This is a genomic window from Microbacterium yannicii (assembly GCF_024055635.1).
Lineage (GTDB): Bacteria > Actinomycetota > Actinomycetes > Actinomycetales > Microbacteriaceae > Microbacterium > Microbacterium yannicii.
The window spans coordinates 84518-110475 of the sequence record NZ_JAMXMB010000008.1 but is presented as its reverse complement, the minus strand read 5'-3'; the positions used below and the strand labels follow the sequence as shown (position 1 = coordinate 110475).

Sequence of the window (25958 nt, the reverse complement as noted above, 5' to 3'; positions counted from 1 at the left end):
AGGCGTGAGTTCCGCGATCCCTGGGCAGGGCATGCCCGTGCCGGGATCGGCGCCTCGCAGCAGCCCCGTCGCCCGGATCTCGCGTGGCGCTCTCACCGGCAACGCACGCATCGCCTGGGACCGCGGCATCCGTTCGTTCGATTCCTCCGTGCTCGAGGCGGATGCCTGGGGCCATGGCGCGGCCCTGGTGGAGGGTGTCCTCGTCACGGCGGGATTCACGCGCGACGAGCACGCGCCGGCGGCGTACGGCAGCGGTGGGGCGAACCACGCGATGGCGGCGCCGGCGCGCCCCGTGCTCACGCCGTCTCAGCTCCTGGGCATGCCGGGTACCGCTGCCACACCCGCGCTGCGGCTGAGCGGCGCCGTGCTGTCGGTGAAACACCTGCGTGCGGGCGAGGGCGTGTCGTACGGGTACGCGTACCGCGCCGAACACGACACGCGTGTCGCGCTCGTCACCGGCGGCTATGCGCAGGGCGTCGTCCGCTCGCTCGGCGGGGCCGTCGATGTCGCGATCGCGGCGGAGCGGCATCCGATCGTCGGGCGTGTCGCGATGGACGTGTGCGTGGTCGAGATCGGAGACTCCGTCGTGCATCGTGGCGACGAGGTCCTGCTCCTCGGCGACGCGGCGGCCGGTGAGCCGTCTCTGGCCGAATGGGTCGACGCGACCGGCATGTACGCGTTCGAGCTCGTCACGACGGTCGGCCTGCGCGCGATCCGGGAGGACGCGCCGTGACCGCGCGGCTGCACGTCGATCTGTCGGCCCTCACCGCGAACATCGCGCGCGTGCGCGAGACCGTCGCGCCGGCCGAGCTCATGCTCGTGGTCAAGGACGACGCCTACGGCCACGGGCTCGAGGCGGTCGTGCGCACCGCCGTGGACGCGGGCGTCCGGTGGTTCGGGGCCTTCGACGCCCGGACCGGAACCGCCGTGCGCGCCGCTGCCGGCGACGCGGTCCGCATCTTCACCTGGATCGCCGCATCGCGCGACGACCTGCGCGCCGCCCTCGCGGCCCACCTCGACCTCGGGATCGGCGACGCCGAGCTTCTCGAGGACCTTGCAGACGCCGCTTCCGGCGCCTCCGCTGCGCCGCGTGTGCATCTGAAGATCGACACCGGGCTGCACCGCAACGGCGTGCGCCCCGAAGCGTGGCCGGCGTTCGTCGACCGAGCCGCCGAGCTGCAGAGCGCCGGATTGCTCGAGGTCGCCGGGATCTGGAGCCATATCGCCGAGGCGTCCGACGCCGAGGATGACGACGCCCGGACCCTCTTCGAGTGGGCGCTCGACGAGGCGGCGGCCGCCGGCATCCACCCGTCCGTCCGCCACCTGGCCGCCAGTGCGGCGTCGTTCGCGCGGCCGGCGTTCCGCTACGACATGGTGCGCGTCGGGGCGTTCTGCTACGGCATCCGCTCGGCCGGCGGTCCGTCGGCCGGCGAGCTCGGGCTGGCCCCCATCGGTCGGCTCGAGGCGGAGGTGGTCGCCGTGCACGACGACGGTGTGCGGGTAGACATCGGCGCGCTCGCAGGACTTCCGACATCGCTGAGCGGTGGTCGGGCGCGCGTCGGCACGCCCGCCGGCGGTCGACGGCTGGAGATCGTGGGGGAGTCGCACTCGCTCGTCGAGGGATGGCCCGATGCCGCCGTGGGCGACACGGTTACGCTTTTCGGACCTGGCACGTGCGGGGAAGCCTCCGCGACGGATCTCGCCGAGCTCATCGGGACGATCGGCGAAGAGATCGCCCTCCGGGTGTCACCGCTGATCCCACGCGTGTACCGCTGAGGATTCACAGGACCTGAGGGCCGCCAGCACCGGGGTTCCGACTGAACCTGGCGCACGCACAGAAACGCCCCGCGAGACGGCGGGCGTCTCGCGGGGCGGTCGTCACAGGTGCCGGCGGGCGGCAGACCTCGCAGGTCTTATTCCGCCAGCCGCGCGGTCTCGTCGTGCCACGACGTCGCGATGCTGCGGAGCTTCTCTTCGTACTTGCGGCCGTGGTGGGCGCAGAAGAGCAGTTCGCTGCCGTTGACCTCGGCGGCGATGTAGGCCTGGGCGCCGCACGAATCGCAGCGGTCGACCGCCGTCAGGCGGTACTCGAGGACGGCGCCAGGCTCTGTGGGTGTCGATAGCGTGGTCATTTCGGTGCCTCCTCGTATATGTAGAACTCTTGGCCGGTGATGAGATACAACCACGCGGACGTTTCGAGAATGCCGCGAACGGGTGACATTTCGCTGAGCGCGTAGCGCTGGTCGGTGTGAAGCGTGTCTGTGCGGCCCGATCGGGCGCGCGGATTACGATGGGAGACTGTGACCGCCGAGTATTCCGCCCATCATCTCCAGGTGCTTGAAGGGCTCGAGGCGGTCCGCAAGCGCCCGGGCATGTACATCGGCTCCACCGACTCCCGCGGCCTCATGCACTGCCTGTGGGAGATCATCGACAACTCGGTCGACGAGGCGCTGGCCGGACACGGCACCCGCATCGATATCGTGCTGCACGCCGATGGCAGCGTCGAGGTGCGTGACCGTGCGCGCGGCATCCCCGTCGACATCGAGCCGCGCACCGGCCTGTCGGGCGTGGAGGTCGTCTTCACCAAGCTGCACGCCGGCGGCAAGTTCGGCGGCGGCTCGTACGCGGCCTCGGGCGGCCTGCACGGCGTGGGGGCGTCGGTCGTCAACGCCCTCTCGGAGCGTCTCGACGTGGAGGTGGACCGCGGCGGCAAGACCTGGGCGATGTCGTTCCACCGCGGCGAGCCTGGGCAGTTCTCCAACGGCAGCCCCAGCTCGACCTTCACACCCTTCGAGCAGCGCAGCGAGCTGCGGGTCGCCGGGCGCGCGGCAAAGGGCGTGACGGGCACCCGCATCCGTTACTGGGCCGACCCGCAGATCTTCACCAAGGACGCCACCTTCAACCTGCAGGAGCTCGAACAGCGGGCGCGGCAGACGGCCTTCCTCGTCCCCGGTCTCGAAATCGTCATCCGTGACGAGCGCCCTTCGACAGGCTCAGGGGCCGGCGCCGGCTCGGGCGAGCCGGTCGAGACGAGCTATCGCTTCGACGGCGGCATCTCCGAGTTCGCCGACTTCCTCGCGCCCGACGCGGGCATCACCGACACCTGGCGCCTCACCGGGAGCGGCACGTTCACCGAGACCGTCCCGGTGCTGCAGCCGACCGGCGCGATGGTGCCGACCGAGGTCGAGCGCGAATGCCACGTCGACGTCGCCGTGAGGTGGGGAACCGGCTACGAGACGATGTCCCGCTCGTTCGTGAACATCATCGCCACGCCGAAGGGCGGCACGCATCAGCAGGGCTTCGAGCAGGGCCTCATGAAGGTACTGCGCGATCAGGTCGCCCAGAACGCGCGACGCCTCAAGGTCGGCAACGACAAGATCGAGAAGGACGACATCCTCGCGGGCCTCACCGCCGTGCTCACGGTCCGCGTGCCCGAGCCGCAGTTCGAGGGTCAGACGAAAGAGGTGCTCGGAACTCCGGCCGTGCGCCAGATCGTCTCGAACGTCATCATCCGCGAGCTCAACGCGCGCTTCACGTCGACCAAGCGCGACGACAAGGCCCAGACCTCCCTCCTCCTCGACAAGGTGGTCTCCGAGATGAAGGCGCGCATCTCCGCGCGCACGCACAAAGAGACGCAGCGTCGCAAGAACGCCCTGGAATCGTCGTCGCTGCCGGCGAAGCTCGCCGACTGCCGGTCGAACGACGTGGGCGAGTCCGAGCTTTTCATCGTCGAGGGCGATTCGGCGCTCGGCACGGCTAAGCTCGCGCGCAACAGCGAGTTCCAGGCGCTGCTGCCCATCCGCGGCAAGATCCTCAACGTGCAGAAGGCGTCGATCAGCGACATGCTGTCCAACGCCGAGTGCGCGGCGATCATCCAGGTGATCGGCGCCGGCTCGGGGCGCTCGTTCGACCTGGAAACCGCGCGTTACGGCAAGATCATCCTGATGAGCGACGCCGACGTCGACGGCGCGCACATCCGCACCCTGCTGCTCACCCTGTTCTTCCGCTACATGCGACCGCTGATCGACGAGGGCCGCGTCTATGCCGCCGTGCCGCCGCTGCACCGCGTGGTCGTGATGAACCCCGGGACCAAGCCGAACGACACCATCTACACGTACTCCGAGGCGGAGCTCCACGGCCTCCTCACGAAGCTCGGCAAGGCGGGCAAGCGCTGGCAGGAGCCGGTGCAGCGCTACAAGGGCCTCGGTGAGATGGACGCCGACCAGCTGGCGACGACGACGATGGACCGCGCCGGCCGCACCCTGCGACGCGTGCGGATGCAGGATGCCGAGGCTGCGGCATCCGTCTTCGAACTGCTCATGGGCAACGACGTGGCTCCGCGCAAGGAGTTCATCATCGACTCCAGCGACCGGCTCGTGCGGGAGCGCATCGACGCCTGACCCGCCACCCCGGCCCACGAGGGAAGGGGCCGACGGCTCAGCGGATGCCGGTGCCGACCGCGCCGACGATGCCGTCGAGCGGCGTGCCGGACGCGTCGCGCTTGGCGCCCGCCGCCGGCAGCGCGCGCACCGCTCCGTCGGAGCCGGTCGCGCGCGGGTCGGTGCCCACCCAGGCGATCGTGAGCGCGTCCTCGCCCCGCAGGAAGCGGTGGGCGCGAACACCACCGGTCGCACGGCCCTTGGCGGGGAACTCGCTGAAGAGCGAGACCTTCGCGCTGACCGCGTCGGTACCGGCGAGTGCCGTCGTCGAGCCCGCGATCGTCACCACGACGGCGTCGAACTCGGACGGTCCGACGACGTCGAAGGCGATGACCTCGGCGCCGTCTGTCAGCCGGATGCCGGCCATGCCGCCGGCGGACCGGCCCTGCGGCCGCACCGACGACGCGTCGAAGCGGAGGAGCTGGGCGTCGTTCGCGACGAACACCAGCTCGGCCCCGTCGGAGGCGGGAGCGGCGCCGACGACCCGGTCGCCGTCCTTGAGGGCGATGATCGCGATGTCGTGTTTGTTGGCGAGCTCGCTCGCCGCGACCCGCTTGACCACGCCCTGCGCGGTGCCGACGGCGATCGGCGGGGAGTCGGTGAGCGGAACCAGGGCGACGACGTGCTCGCCGCCGCTGAGCCCGAGGTACTGATCGGCGCGCGTGCCGGCGCCGAGCTGCACCGAGTTGCCGGGGACGGAGGGCAGGTCGACGGGGGAGAGACGCACGAGACGGCCGAGGCTCGTGACCGCGCCGATGTCGCCGCGCGTCGTCGCGTCCACCGATGAGCGGATCGCGTCGTGCTTCGAGCGACGCGCGGGTGCCACCACGCCGCCGCCGGGTGCGTCGGCCACGAGCTCGGCGCGCACCATGCGTCCGGTGGCCGAGAGGAAGACGCGGCACGGGGCGTCCGCGATCTGCAGATCGGCGGCCGCCGCCGCGGCGCGCGAGCGCGGCTGCACGGGACCGCCGTTGAGCAGCAGCGTCCGCCGGGGCGTGCCGAACGCCTCCGCCGCGGCATCCAGCTCATGCGCCACCTGCGCGCGCAGCAGGACGTCGCTGCCGAGCAGCTCCTCGAGCTGCGCGATCTCTTTCTTCAGGTTGTCGCGCTCGGTCTCGAGCTCGATGCGGGAGAACTTCGTGAGCCGCCGCAGACGCAGCTCGAGGATGTACTCGGACTGCGCCTCCGACAGGTCGAAGACGCTCATCAGTCGCTGACGCGCCTGCTCGCCGTCGTCGGAGGTGCGGATGACCTGGATGACCTCGTCGATGTCCAGAATCGCGATGAGGAGGCCCTCGACCAGGTGCAGCCGTTCCTTGCGCCGTGTGAGGCGGTAGCGACTGCGTCGCGTGACGACGCTGATGCGGTGGTCGAGGTAGACCCGCAGGAGCTCCCGGAGCCCGAGCGTCTGCGGCTGTCCCTCGACGAGGGCGACGTTGTTGATGCTGAACGAGTCCTCGAGCGGCGTCAGCCGGTAGAGGTGGTCGAGCACCGCCTGCGCGTCGAAGCCGGTCTTGATCCCGATGACCAGGCGCAGACCGTGGTGGCGGTCGGTGAGGTCGGTGACGTCCGAGATGCCCTGCAGCTTCTTGGCGTTGACGGCGTCCTTGATCTTCTCGATCACGCGCTCGGGACCGACGAGGTACGGAAGCTCGGTGACGATGAGACCCGTGCGCCGCGGGCCGAGAGACTCGATCGAGACCTTCGCCCGGGTGCGGAAGCTGCCGCGACCGTTCGTGTAGGCGTCCTTGATGCCGTCGAGACCGACGATGATGCCGCCACCGGGAAGATCCGGTCCGGGAACGAACTCCATCAGCTCTTCGACGGTCGCCTCGGGGTTGTCGAGCAGATGCGTCGCCGCGCCGACGACCTCGATGAGGTTGTGCGGCGCCATGTTCGTCGCCATGCCGACGGCGATGCCGGTCGTGCCGTTGACGAGCAGGTTGGGGAACGCGGCCGGCAGCACTTCCGGCTGCTGGAACTGGCCGTCGTAGTTCGGGATGAAGTCGACGACGTCCTCGTCGAGGTTCTCGGTGAGCGCGAGCGCCGGAGGGGCGAGACGGGCCTCGGTGTACCGGGGCGCAGCCGGACCATCATCGAGCGAGCCGAAGTTGCCGTGGCCGTCGACGAGCGGCACCCGCAGCGAGAACGGCTGCGCGAGTCGCACCAGCGCGTCGTAGATGGGGGCGTCGCCGTGCGGGTGCAGCTTTCCCATCACCTCGCCCACGACGCGGGCGCTCTTGACGTGACCGCGATCGGGCCGCAGCCCCATGTCGGCCATCTGGAACAGGATGCGTCGCTGCACCGGCTTCAGCCCGTCGCGCGCGTCGGGAAGCGCGCGCGAGTAGATCACCGAATACGCGTACTCGAGGAACGACGTCTGCATCTCGGAGGAGACGTCGACATCCTCGATGCGTCCGTGGTCGGCGGGTGAGGAATCGGTGCGGGAAGCGGGCATGTGTCGATGAAGCCTCGGGTGACGGCGGGAGCGGTGGGGCTCGGCCGCGGTGTGCGAGACTGGCCCCGATGTCCCTCAGCCTACCCGCGGACCCGCCGCGCGCCCGGAGCCTCACCCGTGTCGTGCCCGAGATGTCGGCGGCACTGGACGGCCGATCGGAGTGGTTCGCCCCGGCGCGCAGCGCCATCGTCTGGGTGATCGACGGCCTCGGCGTGTTCAACCTCGGCGCCCGCGCCGGGCACGCCAGATTCCTGAGCGAGGCTCGGACGAAGCGGGATGCCGCGCGCACCGTCTTCCCCTCGACCACGGCAGCGGCCCTCACCAGCCTGCTCACGGGCGTCTTGCCGGGCGAGCACGGCATCGTCGGCTACCGCGCCCGCGTCCCCGGCACCGACGACATCGTCAACATGCTGCGCGGGTGGGACACCGATGGGCTGCCGTTGTCCTTCCAGCGCTCCGCGCCGCTGTCCGCCACGCTCGGGCGGCCCTTCTTCGCCGTGTCGCGCAACGAGTACGCCCGCACCGGCTTCACGGCGGCGACCCTCGGCGACGCCGAGTTCCACGGTGTCGACGACCTCGACGAACGCGTGCGGGTCGCCGCCGATCTGGCGGCGCGGCACCCGGGCTCGCTCGTCTATCTGTACGCGGCGGATCTCGACGCGGTGGGCCACAAGCGCGGCTGGGAGTCCGACGAGTGGGTGGCGGCTCTCGAGCGCGTGGATGCCGCGGCCCGCCGGCTCGCGGCATCCGTCGACCGGAGCACCGGCGTCGTCGTCACCTCCGATCACGGCATGATCGACGTTCCCCGGCACCGCCACATCCTGCTCGAGGACGCCGGCGACCTGCTCGACGGCGTCCGTCTCATCGGCGGTGAGCCGCGCATGCTGCAGCTGTATACCGAACCCGGGCAGGCTGATGCCGTGCTCACACGGTGGCGCGCGTCCGAGGCATCCCGCTCCTGGGTCTTCTCACGAGCCGAGCTCGCAGCATCGGGACTCATCGGCGCACTGGTGGACCCGGAGGTCGCCGCGCGCCTCGGCGACGTGATCGTCGCCGCACGCGCGGGGATCGCCTACTACGACGACCGGCTCGCCGACAAGGCACCCCAGAAGATGGTCGGGCAGCACGGCTCGCTCACCGATGAGGAGCGCGTGGTGCCGCTCATCCGGCTCGGCGCTTTCGCCTGACCGCGCGTCAGTCCTCTGAGCGAGCGCCGAAGACGATCTCGTCCCACGACGGCATCGACGTGCGACCCTTGCGACGGCCCGCCTCCGCCACGGCGGCAGGAGTCGGCTGGTGGTCGGATGCCGGCGGCTCGTCGTCGGCGGACGCCTCGTCGTAGCCCGGCTCGAGCGCGTCGAACAGCGCGACCGGCGCCGAGGACCGCTGCGGTGCCGCGGCCTCGTCGACAGTCGGCAGCGGTTCGCGCTGACCGCGGCGGCGTCGCAGCGCCTCGAGAAGGTCGGCCGTCTCGGCCGAGGTCACGACCGTGGGCTCGGTAGCCCGCTTGATCGCGGCCTGCTGGACGGCCGGGGCGGCGGGCGCCGGGATCTCGGGGGACTCGATGTCGGCGTCGGGAAGCCCGCGGGGCCCGAAAGCGCCGCTGTCGAACCGTGAGTCGTCCTTGGCCGGCATCGCGTCGAGCGCCCGCAGCCGGGGGATCAGCCCTTCGGGCAGCGCGCCCTGACGAGACAGCTGGATCGCATCGGAATTGAGCGGCGACAGCGTGCTGCGGCGGGGGTCGAATCCCCAGCGCGCGTCGTGGCCGATGTCGTTGGCCGTGAACTCCAGCTTGACGGTCCACCCGGTCGGCGCCTTCCAGCTGGTCCAGCGCTCGCCGATGGCGCCGGCCTCGGCCAGCTTGGCGCGCACGGCTGAGCCGAACGTGGTCTGGCCGTCGCCCTCGAAGTCGCCGCCGAGCAGCACGGGGACCGCGAGCGCCTGGCCCACGACATGCTCGCGCTCGGCCAGCACGGGACCCTCGAACCGGACGACGTCCTCCACGCGCGCGCCGAGCAGCTCCGCCACCTCCTGCGCAGACAGGCCCGAGCGGATGTGGGCCTGGATCTCGCGCGGGCTCGCGCGGGGCGTCTGCACGTCCGCGTCGCGATCGCGGCCGACCTTGCGCAGTTCGCCACGCAGCACGTCGTCGACATCGAGCGCGAATCTTTCACCGGACTCGGTCGCCAGGATGAGCTTGTCGTCCTCGGTTCCGATGACCTTGAGCTGTTCCATGCGAACGCCCCCTAGTTTTCCCTCGGGCTCACGGCTGTACTTGCGCTTCGGGCTCAGAGCAGTGGTTCGCTGCCTGATCCGCCCCATCGTGTCACAGGGAAGTACGGGGATCGGGAATATCCGACGCGTGCCGCGAGTTTCACGCGACGCACGGGGGCGACACCGCCGGACGCATTTGCGAAAAGGGGAACCGTCGTGCAAACTATCGCCGCCCGCAAGGGCGAGCGCAATCCGCGATACCCGGAAGTTGAGACGTTCACGCATGGCCACCGATTACGACGCCCCCCGCAAGACCGAGGATGACAGCGAGTCGATCGAAGCGCTCAAGGAGCGCGTCCCCGACAAGCTCTCGGGCTCGGTCGATGTGGAGGATTCCGACAACCCGTCGGGGTTCGAGCTCCCCGGCGCCGACCTGTCGGACCTCGAGCTCGACGTCGTCGTCCTCCCTCCCCAGGAGGACGAGTTCACCTGCTCGAACTGCTTCCTCGTGAAGCACCGTTCGCAGCTCGATCACGAGACCGCCGACGGCCCTATGTGCGTGGAGTGCTCCGCGTGATCTGAGCCCGCCGCACAGCGGCGGACAGTCGATCCGGCGTCCGCGAGGAGATCACCCACGCGGTCGTCGGGTCGTCGGCATCGGTCACCGGGATGACGACGAGTCCGTCGATCCCGCCTCGGATCAGATGCCACGACCGCGGGTCCAGACCCGCACCGCGCGCATGGCGCGCATCGTCGCCGAGGTGCACCTGCGGCATCCCGAGGAACTCCACGTCGATGTGAGCGCGCCCCGCGCGCAGCTCGCCGTCCCGCACCTCGACCACCGGGGCGGCCGCGATCATCAGCGCGATCAGCACCACGCCGATCGCGGCACCCACCACGAGCGCGATCGTCCGGTCGATGGGACTGATCACGAGCGCCGCCATCGGAGCCACCAGCGCCGCCGCGACGAGGATCCAGAGCGAGGGGCCCAGTCGCTCGCGGTAATGCGGCTCCTGATGGCCGTGAGTGAGCCCGCTGCGGGCATCGGCGTGACGCATGGAGTTCTGCATTACCCTCGTTGGGTGACTGAAACGGTGGACGTCCCCATTATCGCCTCCGAGGTCCCGGTGTACGCGCACCCCGGTGATGCCGGCGCCGACCTGGTCGCCGCCGAGGCGGTGCGCCTCGAGCCGGGCGGCCGCGCACTGGTGGGCACCGGCGTGCGGATCGCGCTCCCCGAGGGATACGTCGCCTTCGTCGTGCCCCGGAGCGGCCTCGCCGCCAAGCACGGCATCACGATCGTCAACGCCCCCGGCACGATCGATGCCGGATACCGCGGTGAGATCAAGGTCATCCTGCTCAACACCGACCGTGAGCACGCGCACGACATCTCGGTGGGCGATCGCATCGCCCAGCTCATCGTCATGCCGGTGCCCCGCGCCGTATTCATCCCCGTGGAGACCCTGCCCGACAGCGTGCGCGGCGAGGGCGGCTTCGGCTCCACGGGCTACCAGAAGGACGGAGTCCTCGCATGACAGACCCCTCATCGGCCGACGGACCGCGCAAGGTCGCACCCGAGGACCGCGCCACCACCGGCCCGTTCGACGAGTCCGAGGCGAACCCGGTGCGGCCGTACATCGACCTCGGCGGCATCAAGATCCTGCCGCGCGAAGGCCTCAACCTGCGCCTCGAGGTCGAGGAGCAGACCAAGCGCATCGTCGCCGTCGGGCTGGACTACTCCGGCTCGACACTGCAGGTCCAGCCGTTCGCGGCACCGCGCTCGGCCGGGCTCTGGGAAGAGACGCGCGAGCAGATCCGCCAGCAGATCCGCCAGCAGGGCGGCCGCGTCGAGGAGCGTGAGGGCCCGCTCGGCCCCGAGCTGCTCGCCGAGGTGCCCGTCATCGCCGGCCCGGACGGCACCGCGGGCAAGCGCCTCGCGCGCTTCGTCGGGGTCGACGGCCCCCGCTGGTTCCTCCGCGGTGTCATCGGCGGCGCCGCCACGTCGGATGTGGAGGCGGCTGCGGCCGTCGAGGACCTCTTCCGGTCGATCGTCGTCGTCCGCGGCGGATCGCCGATGCCGCCGCGCGACCTCATCCCGCTGCGCATGCCCGCCACGCCGGGCTCGGCGTGAGCGACGCCGCGCGCCCCGGTGACGCGGATCCCGAACGGACCGCGGACGCTGCTGCGGACGCCGTGGACGCTCCGTCGGACGAGACCGGCGCGCCGGCGTCGACGTCGGAGATGCTCGGCGCCGCGCTCGGCGGTGCCGCCCGGCGCGCGGGGCTCGATCCCGCCGACGGCCGCAGCACCGGCCACGTCGTCTGGAAGGCGATGGGCGGCTGGCGCGGCATCCTGGAATCCGTCCTTCCCGGGGTCGTCTTCCTCGTGGCGTGGACGCTGACGTACGACGCGGACACGCGCTCCGGCAATCTGCTGCTGAGCCTGGGACTGTCGGTCGGCCTCGCGGCCGTCTTCACCGTGGTGCGGCTCGTGCAGCGTCAGTCCGCGAGCGCCGCCATCGGCGGTCTGATCGCGGCCGCTGCCGCAGCCGCGCTGTCGCTGTGGACGGGCAGGGGAGAGGACAGCTTCATCCCCGGCTTCCTCACGAACACGATCTACGGGACCGCGTTCCTCGTGTCGGCACTCGTGGGATGGCCGCTCATCGGCCTCGCGGTCGGATTCCTGATGGGGGAGGGCACGGCGTGGCGGGCCGACCGCCGCAAGCGACGCGTCTTCTTCTGGTTGTCGCTCGCGTGGGCCGCCCTCTTCGCACTGCGCCTCATCGTGCAGCTGCCGCTCTACTTCGCGGGTGATGTGACGGCGCTCGGCACGCTCAAGCTCGTGATGGGGCTGCCGCTGTTCGCACCGCTGGTCGCGGTGACGTGGCTCGCGGTGCGCGCGCTCTATCCTCGGGCGCCGAAGTGATATATTTATCTTGACATCAAGATAGTTTTCCCTCGATCCGTTAGGTCGACCTCACTAGCCGCGGGCTTCGGGGCGGGGGAAGATGGGGATGCCGGACTCCGGCACGATCCCGCCGCCGACGAAGGAGACAGACGTGTCCACGGTTGACAGCTTCGGTGCGAAGAGCACCCTGACGGTCGGCAGCACCGACTACGAGATCTTCCGCATCGACAAGGTCGCGGGCTACGAGAAGCTCCCGTTCAGCCTGAAGGTGCTGCTCGAGAACCTGCTGCGCACCGAGGACGGCGCCAACGTCACCAAGGAGCAGATCGAAGCTCTCGGGTCGTGGGATGCCGCAGCCGAGCCGAACACCGAGATCCAGTTCACGCCGGCTCGCGTCGTGATGCAGGACTTCACCGGCGTTCCGTGCATCGTCGACCTCGCCACCATGCGCGAGGCGGTCACCGCGCTCGGCGGCGACCCGACGAAGATCAACCCGCTGTCGCCGGCCGAGATGGTCATCGACCACTCCGTCATCGCCGACCTCTTCGGCACCGAGAACGCCCTCGAGCGCAACGTCGAGATCGAGTACGAGCGCAACGGCGAGCGGTACCAGTTCCTGCGGTGGGGCCAGACCGCGTTCGACGACTTCAAGGTCGTTCCTCCGGGCACCGGCATCGTGCACCAGGTCAACATCGAGCACCTCGCGAAGGTGATCTACGACCGCTCCGTCGGCGGCGTCCTGCGCGCCTATCCCGACACCTGCGTCGGCACCGACTCGCACACGACCATGGTCAACGGACTCGGCGTCCTCGGCTGGGGCGTCGGCGGCATCGAGGCGGAGGCGGCCATGCTCGGCCAGCCCGTGTCGATGCTCATCCCCAAGGTCGTGGGCTTCAAGCTGTCGGGCGCGATCCCGACCGGCGTCACGGCCACCGATGTCGTGCTGACCATCACCGACATGCTGCGCAAGCACGGCGTGGTCGGCAAGTTCGTCGAGTTCTACGGCGAGGGCGTGGCCTCGGTGCCGCTCGCCAACCGCGCCACCATCGGCAACATGAGCCCCGAGTTCGGCTCGACCGCCGCCATGTTCCCGATCGACAGCGTGACCGTCGACTACCTGCGCCTCACCGGCCGTGACGAGCAGCAGCTCGCACTGGTCGAGGCGTACGCGAAGGAGCAGTCGCTCTGGCACGACCCCTCCCGCGAGCCGGTCTTCAGCGAGTACATGGAGCTGGACCTGTCGACGGTCGTCCCGTCGATCGCCGGTCCCAAGCGCCCGCAGGACCGCATCGTCCTCTCACAGGCGAAGCAGCAGTTCGAGAGCGACCTCACCAACTACGCCGAGGTCGACCACGACCTGGTCGACCTCGAGGGCTCGGAGTCGTTCCCGGCCTCCGACCCGCCCGGGAACTCGCCCGAGGACGAGTACAGCAACCACGAGCACCACCACCACAGCCACGCGCCGGCGACGGCGTCGAAGCCGACCCCGGTGACGCTGGAGGGCGGCGAGAAGTTCGTGCTCGACCACGGCGCGGTGACGATCGCCGCGATCACCTCGTGCACGAACACGTCGAACCCGTCGGTGATGCTCGCCGCTGGCCTGCTGGCTCGCAACGCGGTGAAGAAGGGGCTCAAGGCCAAGCCGTGGGTCAAGACCACTCTGGCCCCCGGGTCGAAGGTCGTCACCGACTACTACGAGAAGGCCGGCCTCACGAAGGACCTCGAAGACCTCGGCTTCTTCACGGTGGGCTATGGCTGCACCACGTGCATCGGCAACTCCGGCCCGCTCATCGAGGAGGTCTCGGCGGCGATCAACCAGAACGACCTCGCCGTGACGGCCGTCCTCTCGGGAAACCGCAACTTCGAGGGCCGCATCAACCCCGATGTCAAGATGAACTACCTCGCGAGCCCGCCGCTCGTGATCGCGTACTCGCTCGCCGGGTCCATGAACTTCGACTTCGAGGTCGACGCGCTCGGCACCGACCAGGACGGCAACGACGTGTTCCTGCGGGACATCTGGCCCGACTCGGCCGAGGTGCAGGCCACGATCGACTCGTCGATCAACAAGGACATGTTCACCCACCAGTACGCGAGCGTCTTCGAGGGCGACGAGCGGTGGCGGACCCTCCCGACCCCGACGGGCGATGTGTTCGAGTGGGATGACGCGTCGACGTACGTGCGCAAGCCCCCGTACTTCGACGGCATGACGATGGAACTGACCCCGGTCACCGACATCTCGGGTGCCCGTGTGATGGCCACGCTGCTGGACTCGGTCACCACCGACCACATCAGCCCGGCCGGAAACATCAAGGCCGACAGCCCGGCGGGCAAGTACCTCGCCGAGCACGGCGTGGATCGCAAGGACTTCAACTCGTACGGCTCGCGCCGCGGCAACCACGAGGTGATGATCCGGGGGACGTTCGCGAACATCCGCCTGAAGAATCAGCTGGTGCGCGCGGTCAACGACGGCGCCGAGGTCGAAGGCGGCTTCACCCGCGACTTCACGCAGGAGGGCGGCCCGCAGTCGTTCATCTACGACGCGAGCCAGAACTACCAGGCCGCGGGCACGCCGCTCGTCATCTTCGGCGGCAAGGAGTACGGCTCCGGCTCGTCCCGCGACTGGGCGGCCAAGGGCACCAGCCTGCTGGGCGTGAAGGCGGTCATCACCGAGAGCTTCGAGCGCATCCACCGCTCGAACCTCATCGGCATGGGGGTCGTCCCGCTGCAGTTCCCGGCCGGCGAGAGCTGGGCGTCGCTCGGACTCGACGGCACCGAGATCGTCTCGATCTCGGGACTCGAGCAGCTCAACGAGGGCGTCACGCCGAAGACGGTGCGCGTCACCGCCGAACCGAGCGAGTTCTCCGCGCCCGGCAAGGCCACTGTCGAGTTCGACGCGGTCGTCCGCATCGACACGCCCGGTGAGGCCGACTACTACCGCAACGGCGGCATCCTGCAGTACGTGCTGCGTTCGCTGGTCTGACAGCTGATTCACGGGGGACCGGATGCCGCGGCATCCGGTCCCTCCTTCATGCCCCGGGTAGACTTGCAGAGCCCTTCCCGGGCCGGAAAGGAGCGGGGATGTCGCTGCTGTCGTCCATCACCGGACCCCGCGACCTCGACGGACTGACCGCCGATCAGCTCGAGCAGCTCGCGAGCGAGATCCGCGGGTTCCTCGTCGAGAACGTCGCACGCACCGGCGGTCACCTGGGCCCCAACCTCGGTGTCGTCGAGCTCACCATCGCCCTTCACCGCGTGTTCGATTCTCCGAACGACCCGATGATCTTCGACACCGGGCATCAGTCCTACGTGCACAAGCTGCTCACCGGGCGGCAGGATTTCACCAATCTGCGCGCGCGTGACGGCCTGGCCGGCTACCCGCAGCGCTCGGAGAGCCCGCACGACGTCGTGGAGTCCTCGCACGCGTCGAGCTCGCTGAGCTGGGCGGACGGCGTATCGCGGGCGCTGACCCGCACCGGGCGCAAAGACCGGCACGTCGTGGCCGTCGTCGGCGACGGCGCGCTGACCGGTGGCATGACGTGGGAGGCGCTCAACAACATCTCCGACGACAACGACCGAAACCTCGTGATCGTCGTGAACGACAACGGCCGCTCCTACGCCCCCACCATCGGGGGCATGGCCCGCTATCTCAACCGGGTCCGCACGGCGGAGTCCTACCGCACCCTTCATCGCGGCTCCGACGACCTGTTCCGCAAACTCGGTCCCGCCGCACGCGCCGTCTACCGCGGCGTGCGCGGCGGCACGCACGGCTTCCTCTCGCGATTCACGAACAACGCGGCGCTCTACTCGAACCTCGACATCAAGTACCTCGGGCCCGTCGACGGTCACGACCTGCCGACGCTGATCGAGACCCTCGAGCTCGCGAAGTCGTACGGCGCTCCGGTCATCGTCCACGCCATCACCGAGAAGGGCCGCGGCTACGCCCCGGCGCTGGAGGACGAGGCCGACCAGTTCCATGCGGTGGGCAAGATCGACCCGATCACGGGCGAATCCCTCGGTGCGACGGCCGGCCTCAGCTGGACCGACGTCTTCGCCGAAGAGCTCGTCACGGTGGGTGATGCGCGCGACGACGTGATCGCGATGACGGCCGCCATGCTGCGCCCGACGGGGCTCCTGCCGTTCGCGCAGCGCTTCCCCGACCGCGTGTACGACGTCGGGATCGCCGAACAGCATGCTGTCGCGTCCGCGGCGGGTCTCGCGTTCGGCGGGCTGCACCCCGTGGTCGCCATCTATGCGACGTTCATGAACCGGGCGTTCGACCAGGTGCTGATGGATGTCGCCCTCCACCGCGCCGGCGTCACCTTCGTGCTCGATCGTGCCGGGGTGACCGGTCCCGACGGTCCGAGTCACCACGGCATCTGGGACCTCGCGATGCTGCAGATCGTGCCCCACATCCGCATCGCCGTGCCCCGCGACGCCGCGCGCCTGCGCGAGGAGCTCCAGGAGGCGGTCGCCGTCGACGATGCGCCCACGGTCATCCGCTTCCCGAAGGGTGCCGTCAGCCCGGAGCTGCCCGCCATCGAGCGCCTGCACGACGGCGTGGACGTGCTGGTGCGCTCCGATGCGGACGACGTGCTGCTGATCGGCATCGGTCCGATGGCGCACACCGCCGTCGACGTCGCCGAGCGCCTGCGCGCACAGGGCATCGGCGCCACCGTCGTCGACCCCCGGTGGGTCGTGCCGGTGCAGCCGTCTATCGTCGAGCTCGCGGCATCCCACCGTCTCGTCATCACGATCGAGGACGGCATCCGGGTGGGCGGCATCGGCACGCGCGTACGCCAGGTGCTGCGCGAGGCGGGCGTCGACACGGCGGTCGACGAGCTGGGCGTGCCCGACGAGTTCATCGACCATGCGAGCCGCGAGCAGATCCTCGACGAGGCGGGACTCACCCCCGCCAAGATCGCACACGACGTCGTGGCGCAGGTGCTCGGCACCCGCATCCCGGTGGCCCGCGGCGCCCAGAGCGGCGACGCCACGCGGACGGGCGAGATCCCGACGCTGTCGGATCTCGCCCGCAGCCGCGACGACCGCCCCTAGACGGACGAGAGCCGCGTCGCGAGGACGGATGCCGCGGCATCCCATTCCGCGGTCTGCCCGTCTGCGGGCCGCGGCGTGATCGCCTGCGAGAGCAGGTAGCCGTCCGTGAGCGCGTCGCCCGTGACGATGACCCGCAGCAGCTCTATCCCGCAGTCCGTGCGCACGAGGTCGGCGCACGCCGCGACGACGCGCGGCGACAGCAGGTCGTTCGGCGGAAGCACGGCACCGTCGAGCTCGTGAACGAGGTCGCGCAGCGCCGCCCCCACGATGTTGCCCGCGCGCTCCTTCACGTTGACCACGTCGAGCTCGAGCACGCGCAGGTCGTGCCCCGAGACGATAGGCCGCCAGTCGAAGGACGCGTGCACGAGATGCTGGTGCCCGCTGGCGGCGGTGAGGCTCCGCGCGGGAAGGTCGGTCGATCGCGCCCGCACGTCGACCATGCGGTACCAGTACACGATCGGGAACGCACCGTGGGTTCCGGGCCGCAGCACCATCACCTCACCACGGCCGTCGTCGGCGCCTCGGACGCGTCGGATGATCGGCTTGCCGTTGCGGGTGCGGATCGCGGCCGATCCCTCGTCCACCGTCACCAGGAACAGCTTCATGAGCGCGGGTACGACCACGAGCAGCGTCAAGGCGGCGCCACTCGTCTTCACCAGGACACCCAGCGCACTGCCGCTGAACATCCCCGAGATCACATCCAGCATCCGGACACCTCCCGTTCTGACGACCGTTCAGGGACAGGATGCCCTGCGTGACGGGGCCCGATCGTCCGAGAGGCGGCCTGGCGCCGACTGTTCACGTGTCGGACGGATCACGTTCCGCGAATCGAGGACGGACGTTCCCGCACTTCTCGACGCGACGGCGTCTCCCTGCCCGTGCGCACGCGAGCGCGCAGGGCGCACCCTCCTCGGAGGATGCGCCCTGCGCGAGACCGACGTGTGCGGTGTCAGCCGGCGATGCCCGTGATCGCCGGGTGGTGGAAGGTGTCACCGAACACCCGCTCGGACGCGCCCTCGCGGTCGAGGTACGGTGACGCGCCGCCGTCGATGAACGGCCAGCCGGCGCCGAGGATGAGGCACAGGTCGATGTCCTCGACCTCGGGGACCACGCCCGCGTCGAGCATGATCCTGATCTCCTGCGCGAGTCCGTCCTGCACCCGGGCGAGGATCGTCACGGCCGACGCGGGCGACGACCCGACGGCCGGCTTGAGCAGCTTCTCGGCCGCCTTCGTCCAGCCCGTCACGCGACCGCCCCTGTCCTTCTCGACGACCTCGGGAAGCTCCGCGAGGGCGTGGAAGTTCTCGTTCGCGTAGAACCGGTCGGGGAACGCGTGCACCATCGTGTCCTGGACGTGCGCGGCCACCTTCCAGCCGACGAGGTCGATGAGCTGGAAAGGCCCCATCGGCAGCCCGAGAGGCGCGAACGCCTTCTCGACATCGGCGATCGGGGTGCCCTCATAGACGGCGCGCGCCGCCTCGCCCATGACCTTCGCCAGGAGGCGGTTCACGACGAAGCCCGGGGCGTCGGCGGTCAGCACGGCGTTCTTGCCGAGGTTCTTCGCGACGACGAAGGCCGTCGAGAGTGCGGCATCGGACGTCTGCGGCGTCTTGACGATCTCGATGAGCGGCATGACGGCCACCGGGTTGAAGAAGTGGAAGCCGACGAGACGCTCGGGATGAGCGAGCTTCGCGCCGATCTCCTCGACCGACAGCGACGAGGTGTTGGTCGCGAGGATCGCGTCCTCGGCGATGATCCGCTCGATCTCGCCGAACACCTGCTGCTTGACGCCGACCTCCTCGAACACCGCCTCGATGACGAAGTCGCAGTCCGCGTACAGGCTCTTGTCGGTCGTGCCGGTCACGAGCGCCCGCAGTCTGTTCGCGCTGTCGCCGTCGAGCCGTCCCTTCGCCTCGAGCTTGCCGATCTCGTCGTGGATGTACGCCACGCCCTTGTCGACACGAGCCTGGTCGAGGTCGGTGATGAGCACCGGAACCTGCAGCTTGCGCACGAACAGCAGGGCGAACTGGCTCGCCATCAGGCCGGCGCCGATGATGCCGACCTTCCCGACCTTCTTCGCGAGTGCCTTGTCGGGCGCGCCGACAGGGCGCTTCGCGCGCTTCTGCACAAGATCGAATGCGTACATGGATGCCGCGAACTGGTCGCCCGTGACGAGCTCGGCAAGGGCCTCGTCCTCACGCGCGAAGCCTTCGGCCTTCGTGCCGCTCTTCGCCTTGTCGAGGAGCTCCAGCGCCGCGTACGGCGACTTCGGCACCGTTCCGATCTTGGACTCGAGCATCCCCCGAGCCATCTTGATCGCGATCGGCCACTTGGTGAGCCGCTCGATCTTGCCGGGCTCGTTCTTGCGGTCGACCTTCGTCTTGCCGGTGAGCACGCCGTCCGCCCAGGCCAGGGAGTCCTCGAGGTAGTTCGCGGCGGGGAAGATCGCGTCGACGATGCCGTAGTCGTACGCCTGCTGCGGCTTCAGCATGCGGTTCTGCTTGAGCGGGTTCGAGATCACCACCTCGAGTGCGTTCTCGATGCCGATGAGGTTCGGCAGCAGGTACGCGCCACCCCAGCCGGGGATGATGCCGAGGAACACCTCGGGCAGCGCGATCGCGGCGGCCGAGGCATCCACCGTCCGATACGTGGAGTTCAGTGCGATCTCGAGGCCACCGCCCAGGGCGAGGCCGTTCACGAAGGCGAACGTCGGCACGCCGAGCTCGGACAGCTTCCCGAACACCTTGTGGCCGAGCTGCGCGACCAGGCGGGCGTTGTCCTTGGAGCCCACCTTGGAGATGTCGGACAGGTCGGCGCCGGCGGCGAGGATGTACTGCTTGCCGGTGATGCCGACCGCCTGGATCTCGCCGGCGGAGACGCGGGCCTTGAGGGCGTCCAGTGTCTCGCCGAGCTGGGACATCGTGGCGGGACCGAGCGTGTTCGGCCGGGTGTGGTCGCGCCCGTTGTCGAGCGTCACGAGGGCGAGGACCTTGCCGGAGGCGAGACGGATGTCGCGCACCCGCGAGTGCGTGATCACCTCGCCTTCGGTGACGGCGAGGATGGGGGAGAAGTCGATCTCCGCGTACTGTTCGGAAACGGTGTTCGTCATTCGTGCCGGGCCCTTACTTCTTCCGCTTGCCGTCGTAGTGGGGGTTCTCCCAGATGACCGAGCCGCCCTGACCGAGCCCCACGCACATCGCGGTGAGGCCGTAGCGGACGTCCGGACGCTCGGCGAAGTGCGCTGCGAGCTGGATCATCAGGCGGGTGCCCGAGGCTGCGAGCGGGTGCCCGAAGGCGATCGCGCCGCCCCAGGGGTTCACGCGAGGATCGTCGTCGGCGATGCCGAAGTGATCGAGGAGCGAGATGACCTGGATCGCGAAGGCCTCGTTCAGCTCGAACAGCCCGATGTCATCGATCGTGAGGCCGGCCTTCTTCAGCGCCTTCTCGGTCGACGGGATCGGACCGATGCCCATGATCTCGGGCTGCACCCCCGCGAATGCGAACGACACCAGCTTCATCTTGGGAGCGAGGCCGAACTCCTTGACGGCGTGCCCGCCGGCCAGCAGCGACATCGTCGCACCGTCGGTGAGCGGCGACGAGGTGCCCGCCGTCACGCGCCCGTGCGGGCGGAAGGGCGTCTTGAGCGCCGCGAGATCCTCCATCGTGGTCTGCGGCCGGCGGCCTTCGTCCTCGGTCGCGAGAGCCCACGAGCCCTCGGCGTCCTTGATCGCGACGGGGACCAGGTCAGGCTGGATCTTGCCGGCATCGTATGCGGCCTGCACCTTGTGCTGGCTGAGCATGCCGTAGCGGTCGGAGCGCTCCTTGGTCAGGTGCGGGAAGCGGTCGAAGATGCGCTCGGCCGTGACCCCCATGTTGAGGGCGCCCGGGTCGACCATCTTCTCCGCGACGAACCTCGGGTTGGGGTCGGCGTTCGCGCCGATCGGGTGGTGGCCCATGTGCTCGACGCCACCCGCGAGGGCGACGTCGTACATCCCGATGCCGATCGAACCGGCCATCGTGGTCACGCTCGTCATCGCGCCCGCGCACATGCGGTCGATCGCGAAGCCCGGGACGGTCTCGGGAAGCCCGGCCAGGATCGCGACGCTGCGACCGAGGGTGAGCCCCTGGTCGCCGGTCTGCGAGGTAGCGGCGATCGCCACGTCATCGATGCGGTCCTTGGGAACGCCCGGGTTGCGCTCCATCAGTCCGATCGTCGCCTTGACGGCGAGGTCGTCCGCGCGGGTGTTCCAGTACATGCCCTTCTCGCCGGCGCGCCCGAAGGGGGTGCGCATTCCATCGACGAAGAAGACGTCCGAGATCTCGGCCACTCTGCCTCCAAAAATAGGGATGCCGTCAGCCTAGGAGGGGCCCGCGAGCGGCCGGAATCGGGTGGCGGAAACCTACGAAGCCGGTTCGGACGCCTCCGCAGGCTCTTGCACGGAATCGACAAAGGCATCGGCGATAACCTGTGCAGTCTGCTCAATCTGCCACGGCCGTGCGCCGAGGGACGCGAGCGCATCGCCGACGGATGCCGCGGTCGGCGGTTGCGGGGGAGACCACGCGACCCGCCGCAGCAGCTCCGGAGTCAAGAGGTTCTCGGTCGGCATGTGCAGCTCCTCGGCCCGGTGCTCGACGACGGGGCGCGCCGCCTTCAGCCGCGCATCCGCCTCGGGGTTGCGGTCGACCCAGGCCCGCGGCGGAGGCAGCGTGTCGCCGCCGGTGGCGCGCTCCAGGGGCAGCTCGGTCACGGCGCGTCCTGCCTCGATCGCCGCCCACCAGCGGTCGAGCTGGGAACGGCTGGCCCGCCCGGTGAACTCCTTGAGCGCCCCGAGAGCGTTCTTGGATGCCGGGTCCGCCAGCACCGCGGCGACGAGCGCCCGGTCGGGCACGAGCCGGCCCGGCGACACATCCTCCGCCCGCGCGTACTCCTCGCGCGCGATCCACAGTTCACGCGCGACAGCGAGCGCCTTGCGGCCGCGCACCGTGTGCAGGCCTGACAGCCGCCGCCACGGCTCCTCGCGCGCCGGCTTGGGCTCGCGATCGAGCACGGCACGGAACTCCTCGTCGGCGAAGCGGACCTTGTCCTGCTCCACGAGCTCCGCGGCGAGCTTGTCGCGCACGTCGACGAGGTGCTCGACATCGAGAGCCGCATACTCCAGCCACGACTGCGGCAGCGGACGGGTGGACCAGTCGGACGCCGAGTGCGCCTTCGCGAGGGTGATGCCCAGGGTGTCCTCGACGACCGCGCCGAGGCCGACCCGTTCGTGGCCCAGGAGGCGCGCGGCCAGCTCCGTGTCGAAGATGCTCGCCGGCTCCAGCCCGAGCTCCCGCAGCGACGGCAGGTCCTGGCTGGCGGCGTGCAGCACCCATTCCTCGCCGCCGATGGCCTCCTGAAGCGCGCGGAAATCGCCGATCGGCGGTGGATCGAACAGGAACACCCCCGCGCCGCGGCGGAACACCTGCACCAGGTAGGCCCGCTGCGAGTAGCGGAAGCCCGACGCGCGCTCGACGTCGACGGCGACGGGGCCCTCGCCTTCGGCCAGCGAGCGGGCGGCCTCCTCGGCGCGCTCCCGCTGATCGATCACATCGTATTCAGCCACGCGGCGACCTGTGCGTACCGAGCATCGCGATCCCTTCCGAGCCGGGGGGAAGACCGGCCAGCATGCAAACCAACTCCGCCCATGCTTCCACGTGCGCGGCGATCGCGCCTTCCGGCGACCAGGATGCGCGCAGTTCGATCTGCGCCCCGTCGCCCTCGGCCGCCAGCGCGCCGAAGCCTTTCGAGAGCGTCTTGGTGGCGGTGCCCGATGCCGAGTGGAAACCGGCGCCCCGCGACTCGAGCGCGTCGGTGAGCCACGTCCACGCCACATCGGCGAGGAGCGGATCGATGCCGATCTCGGGCTCGAGCGGAGCCTGTGCGAAGCACACGATCCGCCAGGGGCCGTTCCAGGGTGCGGGTTCGTCGGGGTCGTGCAGCAGGACGAGGCGACCGGTCCCGTACGGGGAGTCGGTGTCGTCAGGGGAGGAGCGCACATCGCCTGCGATCGCGATCGCGTCGGGGGCGAGACCCTGCGGCGCGGTGATCTCACGCACCGTGAGGTCTTCGCGGAAGCGGATGTCGCGCACCGCCTGCGCGGCCTGCTCGAAGGTGCTCGATGCCGCGGGGGGACGCTGCTCAGCCACGCGGACAGACTAGGATCGTTCCTCGATGGTCGCCTCCAGGCGCGCCGCAGTGCGCGCCGCATCCCCTGCTCTCGTCGCCGGCGTGAAGGCAGCGCTCACTGTCCTGAGCGTCGCCCTCGCCGGTGCGCTCGGCGCCCTGGCCGCCGGCTCCGTGCTGATGGCACGGAAGGTCGTCACCCCGGCACGCCGGCTGGCCGACACCCGCATCCTGGCGCTCGACACCGCCGCTCAGACCATCACGCTGTCGCGGACCGCCGACACCGAGCTGCCCGGCCGCTACGGACTGTTCACGACGGGGTCCGCCGATTACATCAAGCTCGGCTCCGTGCTGTCCGAAGACGCGACCAGCGTCAAGCGCAAGCTCCTCACCCACGTCCCGGCAGAGGCGCGACTGGAGCCCGAGGCGGCGTTCAGCGGCTGGTACTACGACCACCCCGATCAGCTGCACCTGCCGTTCACGCCGGAGCTGATCGGGTCGACGGTCGGTCCGTGCCCGGCCTGGCTGTTCCCCGCGGGCCAGGGCGACACCTGGGTCATCCAGGTGCACGGTCGCGGAACGACGCGTGCCGAATGCCTCCGTGCGGTGCCGGTCTTCCACGCGCTGGGCATCACCTCCCTGGTCGTCTCGTATCGCAACGACGCCGAGGCACCCCGCAGCCGCAGCGGGACCTACACGCTCGGCGCGACCGAATGGCGCGACGTCGACGCGGCGGTCGGCTTCGCCCGCCGCCGCGGCGCGCGGCGGATCATCGTCATGGGCTGGTCGATGGGAGGCGCCATCGCACTGCAGCTGTCCCTCAACTCGCCGCACGCCGACGCGATCGCCGGCCTGATCCTCGAGTCGCCGGTCGTCGACTGGCGTACGGTGCTGAGCTACCACGCACGGGCGGAGCGCGTGCCCGGCGCTGTGAGCCGGCTGGCCATGGAGGCACTGCAGGTCGAGTGGGCGTCTCCGCTGACGCGGGCGAGCGCGGGGATCCGACTGGATCAGCTCGACGTCGTGGCCCGGGCGGCCGAGCTGCGGCATCCGATCCTGATCCTGCACAGCGACGACGACGGCTTCGTGCCGTCCGACGCGTCCCACCGCCTCCTTGCGGCCCGTCCCGACCTGGTGGAGATGCAGGTCTTCGAAGTGGCGCGGCACACCAAGCTCTGGAACTACGACCAGGAGCGATGGAGCAGCAGCATCGGCGCCTGGCTGGCGAGCCAGGGAATCACCGCCGACTGAGCGGACCGCAGTCCGTCAGCGCGTCAGGCGGCTGTGGCCGCGCGGACCTGCCGCTGCGCCCGCAGCAGCATGCCGGTCATGCCCGAGATCCGCAGCGGCGACACCACGCGGGTGAGCCCGAGCGTCTGCGGGAAGTCGCCGGGCACCGCGAGCACCTCGGCCGCCGACAGTCCGGTGAGTCCCTGCGCCAGGATGCTCGCGAAGCCGCGCGTCGTCGGCGCCTCCGGAGGCGCAGTGGCGTGCATCGCGACGATGCCGTCGTCGTCGACGTCGACCACGATGAAGACGGGCGACTGGCACTCCACCACGCGCTCGTACCGCTCGGGATGGTCCTCGTACTCCGGAGGGACCGGCGGCAGCTCGTAGGAGTACTCCAGCAGCAGCTGGAGCCGGTCGGGCTGAGGCAGCTCCAGGAACTCGTCGCGGATCTCGGCGAGACGGTCGGGCAGGACGGCTTCGGTCATCCCTGCCATCCTCCCACGCGACGCGTCGACGGGATCCTGCTCAGCGGGGCTGAGTCAGCGGACGGGAGCGGCTCCCGGCTCCGCGCCGGTCACGATCGGCACGCGCACGGCGCTGCCCCACTCGGTCCACGATCCGTCGTAGTTGCGGACATCGCCGAAGCCGAGCAGGTGCCGGAGCACGAACCAAGTGTGACTGGACCGCTCGCCGATGCGGCAGTAGGCGACGATCGAATCGCCGTCCTGCAGGCCGACTTCGTCGCGGTAGATCGCGTCGAGCTCGGCGCGCGTCTTGAATCCGCCGTCCGCGGCGACCGCGCGCGCCCACGGCACGCTCTGTGCCGACGGGATGTGCCCGCCGCGCAGCGCACCCTCTTCGGGGTAGGCCGGGGCGGTGGTGCGGGAGCCGTCGTACTCCTCGGGCGAGCGGACGTCGATGAGCGGCCCGTTGCCCAGGTGCGCGAGCACATCGTCCTTGTAGGCGCGCAGCGCCGTATCGTCGCGCTCGACGACCGGGTACTCGGACGGCGTGGTGTCGGTTTGCGCGGTGGTGATCGGGCGGCCCTCGGCGATCCATCTGTCGCGTCCGCCGTCGAGCAGGCGGACGTCCTCGTGCCCGAACAGCGAGAACACCCACAGCGCATAGGCGGCCCACCAGTTGTTCTTGTCCCCGTAGATGACGACGGTGTCGCCGCGTGAGATGCCCTTGCGACTGAGGAGGGCGGCGAAGCCCTCGCCGTCCACGTAATCGCGCACCACAGGGTCGTTGAGCTCGGTGTGCCAGTCGACCTTGACCGCGCCCGGGATGTGACCGGTCTCGTAGAGCAGCACATCCTCGTCGGACTCGACGATCGCCAGACCCGGCCGCCCCAGATGCGCGTGCAGCCACTCGCCCGTCACGAGCCGCTCCGGCTGGGCGTACTCGGCGAACTTCGGCGAGGAGGTGTCGGTCTCGACGGGCATGGGATCTCCTGATGTCGGGTGCGGTTCGATCGGACGGCTGTCATCCGGCG

22 protein-coding genes are annotated in these 25958 nt (G+C 70.0%); 11 read left to right on the top strand and 11 right to left on the bottom strand.

The window, feature by feature from the left end; translation table 11 throughout:
• Window positions 1-4 precede the first annotated feature (4 nt).
• Window positions 5-733 (top strand): alanine racemase C-terminal domain-containing protein, encoded by a 729-nt coding sequence (locus NCG93_RS03630; RefSeq protein ID WP_252787429.1) that lies wholly within the window; start codon window positions 5-7, stop codon window positions 731-733.
• Complete coding sequence (locus NCG93_RS03625) at window positions 730-1776, top strand: alanine racemase (protein ID WP_194415369.1); 1047 nt, start codon at window positions 730-732, stop codon at window positions 1774-1776. The genes NCG93_RS03630 and NCG93_RS03625 overlap by 4 nt, the downstream gene beginning before the upstream one ends.
• A gap of 137 nt (window positions 1777-1913) precedes the next feature.
• Here the strand turns inward: NCG93_RS03625 and NCG93_RS03620 are convergent, their stop codons facing one another.
• Entirely contained in the window at window positions 1914-2132 is a 219-nt protein-coding gene (locus NCG93_RS03620) for a DUF7455 domain-containing protein (protein ID WP_194415370.1), read from the bottom strand.
• Window positions 2133-2300: 168 nt separating this feature from the next.
• On the opposite strand from NCG93_RS03620, the gene NCG93_RS03615 reads away from it, so the two are divergent.
• On the top strand, window positions 2301-4400 hold the full coding sequence (locus tag NCG93_RS03615) for a DNA gyrase/topoisomerase IV subunit B (RefSeq protein ID WP_194415371.1): 2100 nt from the start codon (window positions 2301-2303) through the stop codon (window positions 4398-4400).
• 37 nt (window positions 4401-4437) lie between these two features.
• Here the strand turns inward: NCG93_RS03615 and NCG93_RS03610 are convergent, their stop codons facing one another.
• Window positions 4438-6897 (bottom strand): DNA gyrase/topoisomerase IV subunit A, encoded by a 2460-nt coding sequence (locus tag NCG93_RS03610; protein ID WP_194415372.1) that lies wholly within the window; start codon window positions 6895-6897, stop codon window positions 4438-4440.
• Between the two features lie 68 nt (window positions 6898-6965).
• Between NCG93_RS03610 and NCG93_RS03605 the strand changes: the two genes are divergently transcribed.
• The gene (locus NCG93_RS03605; RefSeq protein ID WP_194415373.1) at window positions 6966-8084 is read left to right on the top strand and encodes an alkaline phosphatase family protein; all 1119 of its coding nucleotides are present in this window, start codon (window positions 6966-6968) and stop codon (window positions 8082-8084) included.
• Between the two features lie 7 nt (window positions 8085-8091).
• On the opposite strand, the gene sepH is transcribed toward NCG93_RS03605, so the two are convergent.
• Window positions 8092-9132: a septation protein SepH gene (gene sepH, locus NCG93_RS03600; protein ID WP_194415374.1), complete on the bottom strand. Its 1041-nt coding sequence runs from the start codon at window positions 9130-9132 to the stop codon at window positions 8092-8094.
• Window positions 9133-9394: 262 nt separating this feature from the next.
• Here sepH and NCG93_RS03595 point away from each other — a divergent pair, with 262 nt between their 5' ends.
• Entirely contained in the window at window positions 9395-9688 is a 294-nt protein-coding gene (locus NCG93_RS03595) for a DUF4193 domain-containing protein (protein ID WP_194415375.1), read from the top strand.
• Here the strand turns inward: NCG93_RS03595 and NCG93_RS03590 are convergent.
• Window positions 9663-10181 carry a DUF3093 domain-containing protein gene (locus NCG93_RS03590; protein WP_372495941.1) on the bottom strand — a complete coding sequence of 173 codons (519 nt, stop codon included), beginning with the start codon at window positions 10179-10181 and terminating at the stop codon, window positions 9663-9665. The two genes, NCG93_RS03595 and NCG93_RS03590, sit on opposite strands and share 26 nt — an antisense overlap.
• Window positions 10182-10193: 12 nt before the next feature.
• Between NCG93_RS03590 and dut the strand changes: the two genes are divergently transcribed.
• From dut to dxs, 5 genes are all read left to right on the top strand, one after another.
• A complete protein-coding gene (dut, locus tag NCG93_RS03585) occupies window positions 10194-10646 on the top strand; it encodes a dUTP diphosphatase (RefSeq protein ID WP_194415376.1) in 453 nt (150 codons plus the stop codon).
• On the top strand, window positions 10643-11242 hold the full coding sequence (locus tag NCG93_RS03580; protein ID WP_194415377.1) for a DUF3710 domain-containing protein: 600 nt from the start codon (window positions 10643-10645) through the stop codon (window positions 11240-11242). Before dut ends, NCG93_RS03580 begins: the two co-directional genes overlap by 4 nt.
• On the top strand, window positions 11239-12036 hold the full coding sequence (locus NCG93_RS03575) for a DUF3159 domain-containing protein (protein ID WP_372495940.1): 798 nt from the start codon (window positions 11239-11241) through the stop codon (window positions 12034-12036). Before NCG93_RS03580 ends, NCG93_RS03575 begins: the two co-directional genes overlap by 4 nt.
• Window positions 12037-12169: 133 nt before the next feature.
• Window positions 12170-14998, top strand: coding sequence for an aconitate hydratase AcnA (gene acnA, locus NCG93_RS03570; RefSeq protein ID WP_308212099.1), 2829 nt, complete (start codon window positions 12170-12172; stop codon window positions 14996-14998).
• A 98-nt stretch (window positions 14999-15096) separates the two neighbouring features.
• A complete protein-coding gene (gene dxs / locus NCG93_RS03565) occupies window positions 15097-17073 on the top strand; it encodes a 1-deoxy-D-xylulose-5-phosphate synthase (protein WP_194415379.1) in 1977 nt (658 codons plus the stop codon).
• On the opposite strand, the gene NCG93_RS03560 is transcribed toward dxs, so the two are convergent.
• The 5 genes from NCG93_RS03560 to NCG93_RS03540 form a co-directional block, all read right to left on the bottom strand.
• The gene (locus tag NCG93_RS03560; RefSeq protein ID WP_194415380.1) at window positions 17070-17780 is read right to left on the bottom strand and encodes an SPFH domain-containing protein; all 711 of its coding nucleotides are present in this window, start codon (window positions 17778-17780) and stop codon (window positions 17070-17072) included. The two genes, dxs and NCG93_RS03560, sit on opposite strands and share 4 nt — an antisense overlap.
• A 242-nt stretch (window positions 17781-18022) precedes the next feature.
• Window positions 18023-20182: a 3-hydroxyacyl-CoA dehydrogenase NAD-binding domain-containing protein gene (locus NCG93_RS03555; RefSeq protein ID WP_194415381.1), complete on the bottom strand. Its 2160-nt coding sequence runs from the start codon at window positions 20180-20182 to the stop codon at window positions 18023-18025.
• A 13-nt stretch (window positions 20183-20195) separates the two neighbouring features.
• Window positions 20196-21401, bottom strand: a complete 1206-nt coding sequence (locus NCG93_RS03550) for a thiolase family protein (RefSeq protein ID WP_194415382.1) — start codon at window positions 21399-21401, stop codon at window positions 20196-20198.
• A 72-nt stretch (window positions 21402-21473) separates the two neighbouring features.
• Entirely contained in the window at window positions 21474-22673 is a 1200-nt protein-coding gene (locus NCG93_RS03545) for a ribonuclease D (RefSeq protein WP_194415383.1), read from the bottom strand.
• The gene (locus tag NCG93_RS03540; RefSeq protein WP_194415384.1) at window positions 22666-23256 is read right to left on the bottom strand and encodes a DUF3000 domain-containing protein; all 591 of its coding nucleotides are present in this window, start codon (window positions 23254-23256) and stop codon (window positions 22666-22668) included. The genes NCG93_RS03545 and NCG93_RS03540 overlap by 8 nt, the downstream gene beginning before the upstream one ends.
• 25 nt (window positions 23257-23281) lie before the next feature.
• On the opposite strand from NCG93_RS03540, the gene NCG93_RS03535 reads away from it, so the two are divergent.
• Window positions 23282-24484: an alpha/beta hydrolase family protein gene (locus tag NCG93_RS03535; protein ID WP_194415385.1), complete on the top strand. Its 1203-nt coding sequence runs from the start codon at window positions 23282-23284 to the stop codon at window positions 24482-24484.
• Window positions 24485-24507: 23 nt separating this feature from the next.
• Here the strand turns inward: NCG93_RS03535 and NCG93_RS03530 are convergent, their stop codons facing one another.
• Window positions 24508-24948 carry a SufE family protein gene (locus NCG93_RS03530; protein ID WP_194415386.1) on the bottom strand — a complete coding sequence of 147 codons (441 nt, stop codon included), beginning with the start codon at window positions 24946-24948 and terminating at the stop codon, window positions 24508-24510.
• A gap of 54 nt (window positions 24949-25002) precedes the next feature.
• The gene (locus tag NCG93_RS03525) at window positions 25003-25908 is read right to left on the bottom strand and encodes a sulfurtransferase (protein WP_194415387.1); all 906 of its coding nucleotides are present in this window, start codon (window positions 25906-25908) and stop codon (window positions 25003-25005) included.
• Between the last annotated feature and the right edge of the window lie 50 nt (window positions 25909-25958).